The sequence below is a fragment of the uncultured Aquimarina sp. genome (assembly GCF_947496855.1).
Classification (GTDB): domain Bacteria; phylum Bacteroidota; class Bacteroidia; order Flavobacteriales; family Flavobacteriaceae; genus Aquimarina.
The window spans coordinates 166,292-183,038 of record NZ_CANMED010000007.1 but is presented as its reverse complement, the minus strand read 5'-3'; the positions used below and the strand labels follow the sequence as shown (position 1 = coordinate 183,038).

11 protein-coding genes are annotated in these 16,747 nt (G+C 34.3%); 7 read left to right on the top strand and 4 right to left on the bottom strand.

The window, feature by feature from the left end; all coding sequences use genetic code 11:
* Window positions 1-207: 207 nt before the first annotated feature.
* From era to Q0921_RS20345, 5 genes are all read left to right on the top strand, one after another.
* Window positions 208-1,089, top strand: a complete 882-nt coding sequence (era, locus tag Q0921_RS20365) for a GTPase Era (RefSeq protein ID WP_299260166.1) — start codon at window positions 208-210, stop codon at window positions 1,087-1,089.
* A 396-nt stretch (window positions 1,090-1,485) separates the two neighbouring features.
* Window positions 1,486-6,087: a collagen-binding domain-containing protein gene (locus Q0921_RS20360; protein WP_299260164.1), complete on the top strand. Its 4,602-nt coding sequence runs from the start codon at window positions 1,486-1,488 to the stop codon at window positions 6,085-6,087.
* A 155-nt stretch (window positions 6,088-6,242) separates the two neighbouring features.
* On the top strand, window positions 6,243-7,766 hold the full coding sequence (locus Q0921_RS20355) for a choice-of-anchor I family protein (protein ID WP_299260162.1): 1,524 nt from the start codon (window positions 6,243-6,245) through the stop codon (window positions 7,764-7,766).
* A 249-nt stretch (window positions 7,767-8,015) separates the two neighbouring features.
* On the top strand, window positions 8,016-9,323 hold the full coding sequence (der, locus tag Q0921_RS20350; protein ID WP_299260160.1) for a ribosome biogenesis GTPase Der: 1,308 nt from the start codon (window positions 8,016-8,018) through the stop codon (window positions 9,321-9,323).
* Window positions 9,324-9,334: 11 nt separating this feature from the next.
* The gene (locus Q0921_RS20345) at window positions 9,335-9,949 is read left to right on the top strand and encodes a hypothetical protein (RefSeq protein ID WP_299260158.1); all 615 of its coding nucleotides are present in this window, start codon (window positions 9,335-9,337) and stop codon (window positions 9,947-9,949) included.
* A 15-nt stretch (window positions 9,950-9,964) separates the two neighbouring features.
* On the opposite strand, the gene Q0921_RS20340 is transcribed toward Q0921_RS20345, so the two are convergent.
* From Q0921_RS20340 to Q0921_RS20330, 3 genes are read right to left on the bottom strand one after another with little or no spacing between them, the layout of a single operon-like run.
* Entirely contained in the window at window positions 9,965-10,294 is a 330-nt protein-coding gene (locus Q0921_RS20340; protein ID WP_027395257.1) for a MerR family transcriptional regulator, read from the bottom strand.
* Between the two features lie 2 nt (window positions 10,295-10,296).
* Complete coding sequence (locus Q0921_RS20335) at window positions 10,297-11,415, bottom strand: CapA family protein (protein WP_299260156.1); 1,119 nt, start codon at window positions 11,413-11,415, stop codon at window positions 10,297-10,299.
* Between the two features lie 5 nt (window positions 11,416-11,420).
* A complete protein-coding gene (locus Q0921_RS20330; RefSeq protein WP_299260154.1) occupies window positions 11,421-12,398 on the bottom strand; it encodes a M23 family metallopeptidase in 978 nt (325 codons plus the stop codon).
* Between the two features lie 175 nt (window positions 12,399-12,573).
* Here Q0921_RS20330 and alaS point away from each other — a divergent pair, with 175 nt between their 5' ends.
* Both alaS and Q0921_RS20320 read left to right on the top strand, forming a co-directional pair.
* Entirely contained in the window at window positions 12,574-15,204 is a 2,631-nt protein-coding gene (gene alaS / locus Q0921_RS20325) for an alanine--tRNA ligase (protein WP_299260152.1), read from the top strand.
* 56 nt (window positions 15,205-15,260) lie between these two features.
* A complete protein-coding gene (locus Q0921_RS20320) occupies window positions 15,261-16,208 on the top strand; it encodes a GSCFA domain-containing protein (RefSeq protein ID WP_299260150.1) in 948 nt (315 codons plus the stop codon).
* 52 nt (window positions 16,209-16,260) lie between these two features.
* Here the strand turns inward: Q0921_RS20320 and Q0921_RS20315 are convergent, their stop codons facing one another.
* Window positions 16,261-16,644 (bottom strand): hypothetical protein, encoded by a 384-nt coding sequence (locus tag Q0921_RS20315; protein ID WP_299260148.1) that lies wholly within the window; start codon window positions 16,642-16,644, stop codon window positions 16,261-16,263.
* Window positions 16,645-16,747: the final 103 nt, after the last annotated feature.

The window sequence follows — 16,747 nt, the reverse complement described above, 5'->3', positions numbered from 1 at the left end:
GTTTTCGTGGGGTTTTGAAAACGTACTGGAATTAAATTTACGAAAAATTAACAAAAGGTTTATTCTCGATATTATTTTTTTACTTTCTATATGCACTATTATGGCATTATTCTATCTTTAAAATAAAAGATATCAGGATAAATAATCCTTCGGAAGATTCGATAAACTTGTAGAATAATCAATTAACTTTGCACCAAAATATTATGTATGAGTCATAAAGCTGGTTTTGTAAATATTATAGGAAATCCTAATGTCGGAAAATCCACTTTAATGAATGCTTTTGTTGGAGAGAGGTTATCTATTATTACTTCTAAAGCGCAAACTACAAGGCATCGAATTCTGGGAATTGTAAATGGTGAAGACTTTCAGGTAATACTATCGGACACTCCGGGGATTATTAAACCAGCATATGAGCTACAAGAATCTATGATGGGATTTGTAAAATCTGCTTTCGAAGATGCGGATGTTCTCATTTATATGGTGGAAATAGGAGAAAAAGAACTTAAAGACGAAGCATTTTTTAATAAGATTACGAATGCAAAGATTCCGGTGTTTTTATTGTTAAATAAGATAGATCAATCTAATCAGGAACAATTAGAAGAGCAAGTGCAATTTTGGGCAGAAAAAGTGCCTAATGCGGAATTATACCCGATTTCAGCCTTAGAAAAATTCAACGTTAAAGAAGTATTTGGAAGAATCATTGAATTGTTACCGGATTCGCCAGCTTTTTATCCCAAAGATCAGTTAACCGATAAACCAGAACGTTTTTTTGTAAACGAAGCTATTCGCGAAAAAATATTGATGCATTACAAAAAAGAAATTCCATATTCTGTAGAGGTTGAGACCGAAGAATTTTTTGAGGATGAGAAAATTATCAGAATAAGATCGGTTATTATGGTAGAACGTGATTCTCAGAAAGGAATTATTATTGGTCACAAAGGAACTGCACTTAAGAGAGTTGGAGTAGAGGCTAGAAAAGAATTAGAGAAGTTTTTCGGAAAACAAATCCATATAGAACTATATGTGAAAGTTAATAAAAACTGGCGTAATAATGAGCGCCAATTAAAACGTTTTGGCTACAATCGCTAATTTTAGGATTAGACTATTTTAAATTAAAGCCTTGTAAGATTTTTGTAAGTATTTATAGGCTTGTTGTTTCTAATAAAACTGTATTTCGAAGATAAAATGCTGCATTTGAACGTTTTTGCACCTTTTTTTAATGTTTTTTTGAAGTGAATCCTCTAATTTAGCATCATTAACATATTTAAAACGCCCTAAAATATGATATAAACATTACGCTATCTTCACACGCTTTTTAAGTAACGGCTTAACTTTAAAATTCAAATAAATTTCAAAAGATTACCTCATTCGTACGGTCTAGGACTGCTGCGCTTTTTGGCATCTTCTGTATTCAATTTAGTAAAACCCAGAATAAATTAACCAGACTGAATTTTTAAAATTCAAACAAAAAACAACAACTACACAATGTCAAAAACTACTAACAAGCTTAACTCATTTAGCAATAAAATCGGAGCAACCTCAATTGTTTCGTCTTTATTTGGCTTAACTATGATTGTCATTTTTATAATGACATCTGGATTTAAAAACATTGATGATGAGGATGGATTACCATCTTACTCTACATCATCAATATGTAATAACCCGTTATCAGAAGCATTAGGATATAATGCATTTGTTAGATATAATACTACAGTGCACGGTGGAGATACTGAAGGACCTATTGCGTTAGGTGGAGATCTAACTATTGATGGAATTATTACATTAGCTGCTCAAACGGCGGGTTCTAACTTTTTTAATGGAGATAATGAAGCATCATCATTAGTTGTAAACGGAAAAGTGATTTATAACTCTGGAGAAGGAATACATCTTAATCAAGGGTATACGAAAGTTGGTGATTTGAATGGTTCATCAGTTTTTGATGTTGATTATAATAATGCCTCCGTAAACACCAGAGTTACTTCTGGAAGTTATGATGCAAAGCCTAGAGTGCAAGTGCAGAGAAAACAATCTCAAAATTCAGTTAGCCAAGCTAATTTAATTGATTTTGAATCGGCTTTCACTTTATTTGAAGCAAAGTCAATTTCTTATAGTAATATGCAACCTAATGTATTGGTAAGTAATGATAATAAAATCTTGCTTACTCAGGGTATTATTAATGTTTTAAATATTTCAGGAACCGAGTTGCAAAACCTTCCTTATGTAACTTTTGAGAATACTCCTAATCAAGATACGCCATTAATTATTAATGTTGATGCATCTGGTGATTTCGAATGGAATATCTTAAATATTGCAGGAATAGGTGATCAAGAAGGAGCATTTGTTATTTGGAATTTTTATAATAATTCAAGTTTAACATTAAAAGGAGGATCAACAATCATAGGAAGTTTATTCGCTCCTAAATCGGATGTTATTAAAGATTCTTCTGGAAATATTAATGGACAAGTTATAGCAGCAAATTATCATCATATTCAAGGAGAATTACATCAACACGTATTTGACTCTTGCACCAATGATGAAGTAAGTTGTTCTTTAACAGTTGAGGCAGGCGATGATGCAGAATTTTGTGGACAAGGAGAAGTGACTCTTACAGTTACAATATCTGGAGAATCAGAGTGTGTTGATTGCATAGGTGAGTATGGTATAGAAAATACTAATAATTGCAGGAAAGATCAAGATTATGTGATGTGGTTAACTGATGGAAATAATCCAAGATGGTTTTCTAACGTAGATTTAGAGTGGATTGAGTTATCAGATGGAACGGCTACACTAACAGGGACGATTTTTGATCATACATTAACCCAAACAACATACGAAGTAAATGCCATATATTCGGGAAGAACAAGTACTACACCAGCAAATAGTCCTAAAGGACATGAATGTAATACTGAAGATGAATCTGCATGGATTTATTATACTGATTTAACAGGAACAGTAACTAGTACCGATGGATCTTGGTCTATTGATTTATCAAGAAGAGGCCCCGCTTTTCAGTTAGGAAACGGAGCAAATGTAACAGAAACGGAACAGGGAAAATATGGAGCTTGTGGATGGTTTGATACCACAGATAGTCGATATAATAGAGGAGATTTTAACTTTAATCTAGGGGATTGTGTTACTACCTCAACTAGTCAGGTTAGTTATTTATGGTCTACAGGAGAAACTACTCCATCAATTACAGTAAATGAGGGTGGAACGTACACAGTTACCGTAAAAGATTGTGAAAATTGTGAAGTTTCAGATTCAGTAGAAGTTGTAATAAATGATATTCCAGAGGTAGATGCTGGTGAAGATCAAGAAATCTGTTTAGGAGATGAGGTTACTTTAACAGCTACAACAGAGGGTGATGAAAGTTGTGAGAGCTGTATTGAATACGGTATACAGAATACTGATTATTGTAAAGGTAATCAGGACTATGTATTGTGGTTAAAAGGTGGAAGATTCTTTTCTAATGTAGATTTAGAGTGGAATGAACTTGCTGATGGCACTGCTACCCTAAAAGGGACTGTTTTTGATTATACAAATACACAATCAAACTACGAAGTAGATGCAGTTTTTACTGGAAGAACAATCAATACTCCTATAGATAGCCCTAAAGAACATGAGTGTAATGATGAGGATGAATCAGGATGGGAGTATTATACAGAGTTTACAGGTACGATTACCAGTGCAGATGGATCTTGGTCTACAAGTTTAACAAGAAGAGGTCCTGCATTCCAGATGGGTAATGGTGCTAATGTGACAGAAACAGCATCAGGTAAGTTTGGAGCTTGTGGATGGTTTGATACTGATGATAGCGAATATTCTATAGGGGATTTTAATTTTAATTTAGGAGATTGTATAACTTCAGAGACGAGTAATACTTCTTTCTTATGGTCTACAGGAGAAACTACAGAAAGCATTATTGTATCACCAGATGAAGATACTTTGTATTCTGTAACTGTAACAAATTGTAATGGATGTTCAGGTACAGATGAAGTAATGGTATTAGTTAAATCTGCTGTCGTTGATACTGGTGATGATCAAAATGTTTGTTTAGGAGAAAGTATTACCTTATCAGCTACAGGAGAAGGAACGTTTTTATGGTCAACGGGTGAAACTACAGAAACTATTACTGTTACTCCAACGGTAACTACTACGTACACTGTTACAGCAACTAGCGGAAGTTGTGAGGCTTCTGATTCTGTAATTGTTATTGTAAATGATCCTGTAATAGTGGATGCCGGAGAAGATCAGGAAATCTGTTTAGGCGAAGAAGTAACGCTTACTGCACAAGCTAGTGGTATAGAAAATTGTACAGATTGTGTAGAATATGATATTACTGGTACCGATTATTGTGCTGGAGATCATGATTTTGTGATTTGGATGACAAATGCGGATAGAAGTGATAAAAGATGGTACTCTAATGTTGATTTAGTTTGGAAAGAAAATGAAGATGGAACTGCAACTTTAACCGGTACTGTTTTAGATTATACAGTAACTCAAGAAACATATGAGTTGGATGTGACATATTCAGGTAGAACTACTACAATACCAACAAATAGTCCTAAAGAGCACGAATGTAATAATGAGGATGCAACCGGTTGGACGTATTATCCTGAAATGAACGGTACGATTACTAAAACAGATGGTTCAGAAGTGATTACTATTACAAGAAGAGGAGAGGCATTCCAAGTTGGAAACGGAGCTAATGTTTTCGAAACTGAAGAAGGTAAAAATGGTGCTTCAGGCTGGCTTGATGTAGTTGATGGTTATTTCGCTTATGGAGATATTAATATTAATTTCGGTGATTGTATTACAACTGGAGCGGGAGAAGCAAATTATTTATGGTCCACAGGAGAAACTACTCAAAGTATTACTGTGTCGCCAGAAGAAGAGACAACATATACTGTTACCGTAACTGGCTGTACTGATTGTACGGGTGAAGATGAAGTGACAGTAACTGTAGATTCCGCAACTGCGGATGCTGGTGATGATCAGGATATTTGTGCTGGGGATATGGCTACACTTACAGTTGCTGGAGAAGGAGATGTAGTGTGGTCAACTGGAGCAACAACTACTAGTATCGAAGTTTCTCCGCAAGAAACTACTGCATATAGTGTTACGGTTTCTAATGGTAATTGCAATGCCATAGATACAGTAACAGTTGTAGTGAACTCTGTAACTGCAGATGCAGGAGAAGATCAGACTATAGCTGCTGGAGACACAGCTACCCTTACAGCAACAAGTGGAGATACATACCTGTGGTCTACAGGTGAGACTACAGCAACTATTGTGGTTTCTCCGGAAGAAACTACAACATATAGTGTTACAGTATTTATAAATGGATGTTCAGCTATTGATGATGTTACTGTTTTTGTAGAAGGTTGCACTCTTACTGCTGATGCAGGAGAAGATCAGGAAATATGCTATGGTGAAGAAGCGGTACTTACCGTTTTGGGTGAAGGAGATATTTTGTGGTCTACAGGAGAAACCACTGCGAGTATTACGGTTTCGCCAGGAAACACTACTGCATATACAGTTATTATAACGAGTGGAGACTGTGAAGTAATGGATGAGGTTATAGTAGATGTAACTATAGTAGAAGTAAGTGCAGGAAGAGATAAGTTTTTGTGTGAAGGATTTGGCGAAGAAGCAACATTAACGGCTACTTTGGGAGATACATACCTGTGGTCTACTGGTGAGACTACAAGAACAATTGTTGTTTCTCCAGCAGCTACAACAGATTACACATTAATGGTAACTAAAGGAAACTGTAGTGATATGGATCAAGTAACTGTTTTTGTAGATAATTGTGATGAGAGTATAATAGGGACAAGTGTATATCCTACGGTGTTAAAATCAGGAGAAACACTGACTGTAGATTTAATGTCTAAGAAAGATCAAAATGTGTATGTGTCCTTTTATAATATGTCTGGATCTACCATAATTCCAGTAGCTAAAAAAGTAATTCAAAAAGGTAAAACATCTCTAACGTTTGACATGGTTGGATCGATACCTTCTGGAATGTATTTGGTAAAAATAAATCAAGAAGAAGGTACTGAATACAAAAAGATTATTATAAAATAGTAAACACTAAAAAATGATATTTTTAAAACTGCCTGAAATTTTTTTTCAGGCAGTTTTTTTATGAAAAGAATAAATTATTTATAATTTATTCTTTTCATAACATTAAGGATATACTCATGATTGATTTTTGATAGCTAATTCAAATCAAATTAATAATGAATATCTTTAATAAAATTGTTGTAGTTCTTGCCGTAGTAAGCCTGTTTTTTTCTTGTAATTCTGATGATGATAATGTCATAGACCCTATTGACACAGCTGATTTGACTTTTAAAAAAATAGGAAGCTTCAGTAATGGTATGGGTGAAGAGGGATTTGCAGAGATTTCGGCATTCGATCCTATCACCAATAAGCTATTTGTTGTGAATCCTAATGATACCGAAATATCAGTTTGGGATTTATCTAATCCGGCAACTCCAATACCGGGTACAGACATAACGGTAAATGGAGTGCCAAATAGTGTAGCTGTTTCTAATGGAGTAGTTGCTGTTGCTTTGGAAAACTCAGCCAATAAACAGGCGAACGGAACTATAGCAACTTATAATTCCGACAATCAATCTTTATTAAATACATACGATGCTGGGGCGCTGCCCGATATGGTGACTTTTAGTCCAGATGGTAAATACATCGTAGTTGCGAATGAAGGTGAACCGGATGATTTATACACAAATGACCCTGAAGGATCTGTTACTATTATAGAAGTAGCTTCCGGACAAATAACTAATGCTGCGTTTACTGCTTTTAATGGTCAAACTATTGGTAATGATTTTAGAGTTTTTGGTAAGGAAGCTACTTTAGCACAAGACGTAGAACCAGAATATGTAGCTATTTCGGATGACTCTAAAACGGCATATATTTCATTACAAGAAAATAACGGATTAGCTGTAGTGGATCTAAATACTAAAACAGTTACAAATATTCTCGGATTTGGATTAAAAGACCATTCATTGCCTCAGAACCAATTAGATGCCAGTAATAGAGACGATATTTCTGGAAATTTTAAGAATTGGCCTGTGTTTGGAATGTATCAACCAGATGCAATAGAATTTGTTTCTATTAGCGGTGTAGATTATATCATCTCTGCAAATGAAGGAGATGCTCGAGATTATGATGGGTTTTCCGAAGAAGAAAGAGTAAAGGATTTAGTTTTGGATCCAATTGCATTTCCTGATGCTGCAATATTGCAATTAGATGAAAACTTAGGAAGATTAAAAACTACCACTGCTAATGGAGATACAGATGGAGATGGAGATTATGATGAAATCTATGTATATGGAGGAAGGTCTTTTACAATTTGGAGTACATCAGGAAACATTATATATGATAGTGGAGATGTAATTGGTAAAAAAACTTTTGAATTAGAATCTATCTTATTTAATAACGATGAAGGTGAAGTTGATGGTAGGTCTGATGATAAAGGAGCAGAACCAGAAGCTGTAGAAACTTTAAAAATAGGAGATAAAACATTGCTATTTGTTGGATTAGAAAGAACAGGAGGAGCTATGGTGTTCGATATTTCAAATCCTGCAAGTCCAACATTTTTAGATTGGATGGTAGATGCTACAGATATTGGGCCAGAAGGATTGATAGCAATAAAAGCTATCGATAGTCCAACAGGAAATGACTTGGTGATTATAACGTATGAAGTTTCAAATACAGTAGCGATTTATGAGGTTAACTAACTGTCCATAAAAAGTTTGATGTTTTACAGTAGCCAATATATCTGTATTTATTTTTATCTTTGAAGTAAGTAATTATTTCACTGACTGACTATCAATTATGAAAAAGTTCAATAGGTCGATGCGCTGACCGTTGAGCTTTTTTGTTTTTTAAAAACCTCCCTCTTTTATTTTATTCACCTCATATTCAAACTTCAATAGTTTAGGTAGAATAAAAAGACTAATTTTGCACAAATTTTAGAATTTAGGATAATGAGTAATATAGTGGCAATTGTAGGGCGACCTAATGTAGGAAAATCTACATTCTTTAATAGATTGATTCAGAGAAGAGAAGCAATCGTAGATGCGGTAAGTGGAGTTACCCGTGATCGTCACTATGGGAAGAGTGATTGGAATGGTAAGGAGTTCTCTCTGATAGATACTGGTGGTTATGTAGTAGGTAGTGATGATATTTTTGAAGCGGAGATCGATAAACAGGTAGAGCTTGCAATCGATGAAGCGGATGCTATCATTTTCATGGTAGATGTAGAATCTGGTGTTACAGGTATGGACGAAGAAGTTGCTAGCTTACTCCGTAAAGTTAATAAGCCAGTTTTTTTAGCTATCAATAAAGTTGATAATGGTAAAAGAGCAGAAAATGCTGTAGAGTTTTATAGTCTAGGACTTGGAGAATATTATACCATAGCCAGTATTAACGGAAGTGGTACAGGAGAACTTTTAGATGCTTTGGTAGAAGCATTGCCAGAAGTAGAAGAAGTAGAGGAAACAGAACTACCTCGTTTTGCTGTGGTAGGAAGACCTAATGCAGGGAAATCCTCATTTATAAATGCACTGATTGGAGAGGATCGATATATTGTTACTGATATTGCAGGAACGACTAGGGATTCTATTGATACTAAATATGATCGTTTTGGTTTTGAGTTTAATTTGGTTGATACTGCAGGAATAAGGCGTAAAGCCAAAGTTAAAGAAGATCTGGAGTTTTATTCTGTAATGAGGTCTGTTCGTGCAATAGAACATAGTGATGTATGTTTGGTAGTGGTTGATGCTACCAGAGGCTTTGATGCTCAGGTGCAGAATATATTCTGGTTAGCAGAACGAAATCGCAAAGGGATTGTAATTCTTGTAAATAAGTGGGATTTAATCGAAAATAAAGAAAGTAATACCCTAAAAGATTTTGAAAAACATATCCGTAAACAAATTGAACCATTTACAGATGTCCCAATTGTATTTATTTCGGTATTAACAAAGCAACGACTTTTTAAAGCGATAGAGACAGCTGTAGAAGTGTTTAAAAACCGCTCTAAAAAGATCAAAACTAGTGTAATGAACGATACTATGCTGCCTATCATAGAAAGAAATCCTCCGCCAGCATATAAAGGTAAATATGTAAAAATTAAATATTGTATGCAATTGCCTACACCTCAACCGCAATTCGCTTTTTTCTGTAATCTACCACAATACATACGAGAGCCTTATAAAAGGTATTTAGAAAATCAATTACGTAAAGAATTTGACTTTCATGGAGTGCCAGTAGCTGTGTATTTTAGAAAGAAATAGAAATCTTTATAATGAAAAAACCTCTTCTGATAATACTCTTTTTACTGATATTCATAATTTCTGGGATTAGTATTATTGTAATTAAAAGTAGTAGAGAGGTTTTAACTGCTTTTGGAGAAATGGATAACTCTTTAAAGAAAAGCAGAAGGTTTGTTGAAAAGGAAAATGATTCATTGTTTTATGCAATACAGAATGAAAAACTAATCCATAAAGCTAATAAGGTAGATTCTTTAACAACAACTTTTAAAGAATATATAGAGTCTATAAAGCAGGAGATGTTAGGTGTAAAAGACCCTAACAATTATGAGCTAATGGATCAGCCTAATAATATGTTTTTTACTGAAAGTGGTTTGTCCGAAAAAGGAAAAGAGTTTATTGCAAAAACAGATCAACTTAGAGAAGAACTTTTGATAATGGTAGAAACACCTGAATTAAAAAGCGATATAGCTAACAAATTGGTTACAGGGCAACTTCGAGATAGAGATGGTAGAAGGATAGATTGGTTAGTGTTTAATTTTAAAGATTTCCCACTAGTAGCCAGTGTTACTAAGCTTACTCAGATACAATCGGATGTTTCTACTATCGAATCAGAGATATATAAAGATTATTTGGCAAAACAGAAATGACTTGCGAAGAATTAGCTAAAGCTGCTCTTTAATTTTTAGTAATTGTCCGCGGATAGATTCTAACTTTCTAATGATATCAAAGCTATCTAAAGCTTCTTGTTTTTGCTCTTTGAGATGAATTTTGGCACCTTCTAGCGTGAACCCACGTTCTTTTACCAAATGATATATTAATTCTAAATTTTTGATATCTTCTGGAGTGAACTTTCTGTTTCCTTTGGCATTCTTTTTTGGTTTAAGGATGTCAAATTCTTTTTCCCAAAAACGGATAAGAGAAGCATTTACGTCAAATGCATCAGCTACTTCGCCAATACCATAGTACATTTTTTTCGGTAAGTCAACATACATAGTTAATTCTCGTTTTTTTGAGTAAAAGTTCCATCTTGTTCAAAAACCAAATTACTTTCAGGGAAATCTTTCTCAGTCAGTTTTTTAATTTCTTTTAATGCTCTTTTTTTATCATCCATAAAAGGATATATTTCATCGATTTGTTTAGCAGAATGAAGTTTTCCTTTGATAAAATCACCTTCTAGATCTACCTCTATTTCTGCTATAGGAGCATATCCTTTAATTCCAGTTAGATTAAATCTGGAATAAGTACAAAAATTACCTAAACTGTAGGCGATAAACTTATTATTATATACCTCAAAAGCTCTTGATACATGAGGACCATGTCCTAAAATAATATCAGCTCCAGCATCTATCAGTGTATGTGCAAATAGATAAACATTTCCACGATCTTCTCCATAAAAACGTTCTGTTTTTCTGGTTACATGTGTGTGATCTGCTCCTTCTGCACCTCCATGAAAAGAAACAATAACAATGTCTACTTTTTCTTTTAGTTCTTTAACAATGCTTTTTGCCTTTGTTAAGTTATGAATTTTTACGCAATCTTTGTTTGGGGCAAAGGCACAAAATCCATATGTAATTCCGTTTTTTTCAAATATAGTGGATTCTTGTGCGAAAATACCAGCGTATGCAATATTATGCTTTTTAAGAGTTTTTGCAGTGTTTTTGATGCCGATCGCTCCAAAATCCCCTATATGATTATTGGCAATACTCATGACATCGAATCCAGTTTCTTCAAGATATTCGCCAAAAGATTCTGGAGATCTAAATGAATAACATTTAGAAGGGTCAGAACATCGCTTTGCATTTTCACCTTCATCAGTGAGTGTGCCTTCTAAATTACCAAAAAGGATGTCAGCTTGTTTTAAAACAATATTTACATCATCAAAAGGACCTTTGTCACTAGGCGGCATATAATGCTCTTTAGGAAAATTCGTTCCCATCATAATATCTCCTACTGCCATCAATTTTATGCTTTTAGGGGCGGAAATTTTTTCCATTTCCAACTTAAAATCATCAACAATCACTGTCATGGAGTCAATCACTTCTTTTGAAAATTTCTGTGCTTGTATTGTATAACTAAAACCAATTAGAATTACAAAAAGAAGTGCTTTGCGCATAAGGGTTAGTCTAGAGTTTCATTAATTAAAGAAGAGGCTTTTAGCATTTCATTAAATTCTTCAGAACTTAAACTTCCATAGTAAAAGTTACGAGGGTTGATGCGATCACCGTCCTTAAATATTTCGTAATGTAGGTGTGGAGCAACAGATCTTCCCGTACTTCCAACATAACCAATTACGTCACCACGTTTTATCTTTTGCCCTTTCTTTACATTGTATTTGCTTAAATGTGCATAGAGACTAACGTAGTTAAATCCGTGGTCAATCCGAACATGCTTTCCGTAGCCACTAGAATTTGCATCGGCACGAGTTACAGTCCCATTACCCGAAGCATAAATAGGAGTTCCTGTCGCTGCAGAAAAATCCATCCCATAATGAAATTTTCTTGCTTTGGTAAAAGGGTCACTCCTCCAACCATATCCTGATGCCATGCGTTTTAGATCAGAATTTTGTATAGGTTGGATAGCCGGTATTGTGGATAGTAATTCTTCTTTTTGTTCCGCCAATTCTTTTATTTCGTCCAATGATTGAGATTGAACAACTATTTGTTTAGTAAGTTTATCTATCTGCTTTTGGCTTTCTATGATCATTTCAGAATTATCATATCCTTCGTACCCTTTATACCTGTTTATTCCTCCAAAACCAGCTTTTCTTATTTCTCCAGGAATTGGTGGCGCACCAAAATAGAGTCGATAAATATTGTCATCTCTTTCTGCAAGTTCAGAAAGAACAGTATGATCCTTTTTCAATTGTTTGTTCATGAGTGCATACTGAAGCTTCATATTATCTAGTTCTCTCTTATATGCTTTTTCCTTCGGAGTTTCTAATTGAGGAATATTCAGATAGATTAACAATAATACAAAACCAGCTAGAAAAGCACCAAGAAGACCTAAAATGGCGAAGCCAAATTTGCGCCCTTTCTTTTGCTCAATTCTACGATAAGATAGCGTCTCGCTATCGTAGTAATATTTAACCTTTGACATAATCTAAAATATACTATTTTTGCAGGATATTAGCCAAAAATAGGCTTGTTCATACTTTGGGGCTGGAACAAATATAATAAAATGTCGCCAAGTCCAGAAAAAACTGACAGATATCGATAGCATATCTTTAGATGGCTAATGATAATTAACTGATTATAAAGAAAATATAAAGAAAATGAAATCCCAAGACATCAGAAACCAATTTTTAGCGTTTTTTGAATCCAAAAAGCATAGTATAGTGCCTTCTGCACCTATGGTGATTAAAGATGACCCTACCTTGATGTTTACCAATGCAGGGATGAATCAATTTAAAGAATTCTTTTTAGGAAACGGAATTCCAAAAAATAATCGAATTACTGATACCCAAAAATGTCTCAGAGTTAGTGGTAAGCATAATGATCTAGAAGAAGTAGGAATGGATACCTATCATCATACAATGTTCGAGATGTTAGGAAATTGGAGTTTTGGTGATTATTTCAAAACAGAAGCTATCGAATGGGCTTGGGAATTGCTAACAGAGGTTTTTGGGATTGATAAAGATATTTTATATGTTTCCGTTTTTGAGGGAGCAAAAGATGAAAACCTGGAGATAGATCAAGAAGCTTATGATTTATGGAAAAAAATAGTTCCAGAAGATCGTATTATCATGGGTAATAAAAAAGATAATTTCTGGGAAATGGGAGATCAGGGACCTTGTGGACCTTGTTCTGAAATTCACGTAGATTTAAGATCCGAAGAAGAAAAAGCAAAAATACTTGGTCGCGACTTGGTCAATCAAGATCATCCATTAGTTGTAGAAATATGGAATCTTGTTTTTATGCAGTATAACCGTAAGGCAAATGGTTCTCTGGAAAAACTACCGGCACAGCACGTGGATACAGGAATGGGGTTTGAGCGATTATGTATGGCATTACAAGGTGTAAAATCTAATTATGATACCGATGTGTTTACTCCACTAATCAGAGAAATAGAGACTATTACCAATACGACATATGATAAAGATAGTTTGCCAACCGATGAAAATGGCAAGGTAAGTGTAGCAATCAGAGTGATTGCCGATCACCTTAGAGCGGTGTCATTTTCTATAGCAGATGGTCAATTACCAAGTAATACAGGCGCAGGATATGTAATCCGAAGAATTTTAAGAAGAGCTATCAGATATGGGTTTACATTTTTGGACACCAAAGAACCTTTTATCTATAAACTTGTGGATACGCTTAGTAATCAAATGAGTCATGCTTTTCCAGAATTAAAATCTCAGAAAAATTTAATCACCAATGTTATAAAGGAGGAAGAGCACTCATTCTTAAGAACCTTAGATCAGGGATTGGTATTGTTAGATAATGTCATTAAGAATACGAATGAGAAAGTGGTTTCAGGAGAAAAAGTATTTCAATTATATGACACATTTGGTTTTCCTGAGGATCTTACGGCTTTGATATTATCCGAGCAAGGATATGAATATGAAGAAGAAATCTTTAAAACAGAATTACAGAAACAAAAAGACCGTTCTAGAGCTGCTTCCGAAGTAAAAGCCGGAGATTGGGAAATATTGATCCCCGATTCAGCAGAAGAATTTATTGGATATGATCATACTTCAGGAGAAGCGAGAATTTCTCGCTATCGTAAGGTGAATAGTAAGAAAGATGGAGAATTGTATCAGTTAGTTCTGGATAAAACTCCTTTTTACCCAGAAGGTGGAGGGCAAGTTGGTGATAAAGGATATTTAGAAGTAGCAAATGGAGATGTAGTTTATATTGTGGATACTAAAAAAGAAAACAATTTAATCATTCATTTTGCAAAAACATTGCCTAAACATATAAATGAAGCTCATAAAGCTGTTGTAGATGTTAAACAGCGATCTAGAACAGCATCTAATCATACGGCTACTCATTTGTTACACCAGGCGTTGCGTACTATTCTTGGTACACATGTCGAACAAAAAGGTTCGATGGTTCATAGTGGGAATTTGAGATTTGATTTTTCGCATTTTTCAAAAGTATCCTCAGATGAATTACAACAAGTAGAAGATTTTGTAAATGCAAGAATAAGAGAGGCATTGCCGTTAGAAGAAAAGCGCAGTATATCTTATGATCAGGCTATTGCAGAAGGAGCTATTGCTCTGTTTGGAGAAAAATATGGAGATGATGTTAGGGCAATACGCTTTGGAGAGTCTATGGAATTGTGTGGAGGAATTCACGTGCAAAACACAAGTGATATATGGCACTTTAAAATTACATCAGAGAGTGCTGTTGCAGCTGGAATAAGAAGAGTTGAAGCAATTACTAGTGATGCCGCAAAGGACTATTTTACAAATCAATCCGAAGCATTTTCTGAAGTAAAAGCAATTCTAAAAAATGCAAAAGACCCTATAAAAGCTATTACAACTTTACAAGAAGAAAATACAAGTCTTAAAAAACAGATTGAGGGACTGCTTAAAGATAAAGCAAAGAATCTAAAAGGAGATCTTAAATCAGAATTTGAAGAAATAAATGGTATTCATTTCTTAGCTAAGAAAGTAGATCTTGATCCATCAGGAATAAAAGATTTGTCTTTTGAGATAGGTGGAGAAATAGAAAATGCATTTATGCTTTTTGGAGCAAATAATAATGGCAAAGCGTTATTATCTTGTTATATTTCTAAAAACCTAGTCGAAGAAAAAGGACTAAATGCCGGACAGGTAGTTCGTGAACTCGGAAAATACATTCAAGGGGGTGGCGGTGGTCAACCATTTTTTGCTACAGCAGGAGGTAAGAACCCAGCAGGAATAGAGGAAGCTTTGGAAAAAGCTAAACAATATTTATAACTAAAAACCAAAACCCCTTAGCGCTCTTTTTTGGAGAAGTTAAGGGTCACAAGTAAATGATTCTACAAACGAAAATACCTTTAAAACCTCAACAACCTAAAATTGATTATGATGACGAGTTGTTATTGTTAGGATCTTGCTTTGCTGAAAATATAGGAGAAAAGTTTGAGTATTTTAAATTTAAGAGTTTAGTCAATCCTTTTGGAATACTTTTTCATCCAAAAGCTATTGAAACTTTTCTATGGATGGCAACACAGCAAGAACGGTATACTGAAACTGATTTGTTTTATCATAACGAACAATGGCATTGTTTTGATGCGCATTCTAAGTTAAGTCATCCTGATCAGAAACAGTTGTTACAATCGCTTAATAAAGCATTAGATCTATCATATAAGAGAATTCAATCGGCAACACATATCTGTATTACTTTAGGAACATCTTGGGTATATCGTTTACAGGCGTTAGATATGATAGTAGCGAATTGTCATAAAGTACCACAAAAGGAGTTTGCCAAAGAATTGTTATCTGTAGAAGAAGTAGGCCAATGTTTGCAAAATAGTATTGGCTTGGCTAGAAGTTTAAATCCAAATGTAAAAATTATATGTACCGTATCTCCAGTAAGGCATATTAAGGATGGTTTTGTAGAAAATAATTTAAGTAAATCGCATCTAATTGCCGCCGTGCATAAAATTATAGCTTCCGATAATAACTGTGTTTATTTTCCTTCTTACGAAATTATGATGGATGAACTAAGAGATTATAGATTTTATGATACTGATATGATTCATCCGAGCGCAGTTGCTGTCGATTATATATGGGAATATTTTAAACAAACCTGGGTTTCAGAAGAAGCATTAAAGACGATGCGTAGAGTTAAGGAAATCCAAAATGCAATGGCTCATAGGCCATTTAACCCAAAAAGCAAGCAACATCTTTCTTTTCTGCAAAATTTGGAACATAAAAAACACCAACTTCAACAAGAATATTCTTTTATTAAATTTTAAGACTTGCTACATATCTAGGAAGGTTTAAATTTTCAAGAGTAAAATTTATTTGTTAATTAAAGATACCGCATATTAATTGTAAGCTGCCCGCTAAGACCCCCGCGCCAAATGAATTGGTTCCAAAAGGATTGTCCCAAGATTGTTGTGCTAATGAATTATGTACAACCGGATCAAAAAGTGATTTGTGAGTAAATGCATTTGGTCTTACAACTAAAAATGGACGAATTCTAGAGATACTGAAAGATGGATATTCTGAAACTAAGGAAGCTCCAATGAATACCCTATAATCATTGTTGTCTTTGCTAATTGCTTTTAAACGATAATTTGTAGAAGCATTAACTGGAATAGAATCTATAATCAATGTCCTAAAGTTGCTTTTAGTACTTAGCGAAGGCTTCTTAATATGTTGCGCATAGGTTAAAGTATTTGCGCTCATAAAAAATAGTACGGAGAAAATTAAGATTTTAGAATATGTCATAGTTCAAAAATTTGGTTATTCAATTAGTTCTTTATGATGCGTCAAAAATTATTCCATAAAA

Coding starts and splice junctions, on each gene's coding strand:
- era (WP_299260166.1), top strand. CDS start 208: ATGAGTCATAAAGCTGGTTTTGTAAATATTATAGGAAATCCTAATGTC.
- Q0921_RS20360 (WP_299260164.1), top strand. CDS start 1,486: ATGTCAAAAACTACTAACAAGCTTAACTCATTTAGCAATAAAATCGGA.
- Q0921_RS20355 (WP_299260162.1), top strand. CDS start 6,243: ATGAATATCTTTAATAAAATTGTTGTAGTTCTTGCCGTAGTAAGCCTG.
- der (WP_299260160.1), top strand. CDS start 8,016: ATGAGTAATATAGTGGCAATTGTAGGGCGACCTAATGTAGGAAAATCT.
- Q0921_RS20345 (WP_299260158.1), top strand. CDS start 9,335: ATGAAAAAACCTCTTCTGATAATACTCTTTTTACTGATATTCATAATT.
- Q0921_RS20340 (WP_027395257.1), bottom strand. CDS start 10,294: ATGTATGTTGACTTACCGAAAAAAATGTACTATGGTATTGGCGAAGTA.
- Q0921_RS20335 (WP_299260156.1), bottom strand. CDS start 11,415: ATGCGCAAAGCACTTCTTTTTGTAATTCTAATTGGTTTTAGTTATACA.
- Q0921_RS20330 (WP_299260154.1), bottom strand. CDS start 12,398: ATGTCAAAGGTTAAATATTACTACGATAGCGAGACGCTATCTTATCGT.
- alaS (WP_299260152.1), top strand. CDS start 12,574: ATGAAATCCCAAGACATCAGAAACCAATTTTTAGCGTTTTTTGAATCC.
- Q0921_RS20320 (WP_299260150.1), top strand. CDS start 15,261: ATGATTCTACAAACGAAAATACCTTTAAAACCTCAACAACCTAAAATT.
- Q0921_RS20315 (WP_299260148.1), bottom strand. CDS start 16,644: ATGAGCGCAAATACTTTAACCTATGCGCAACATATTAAGAAGCCTTCG.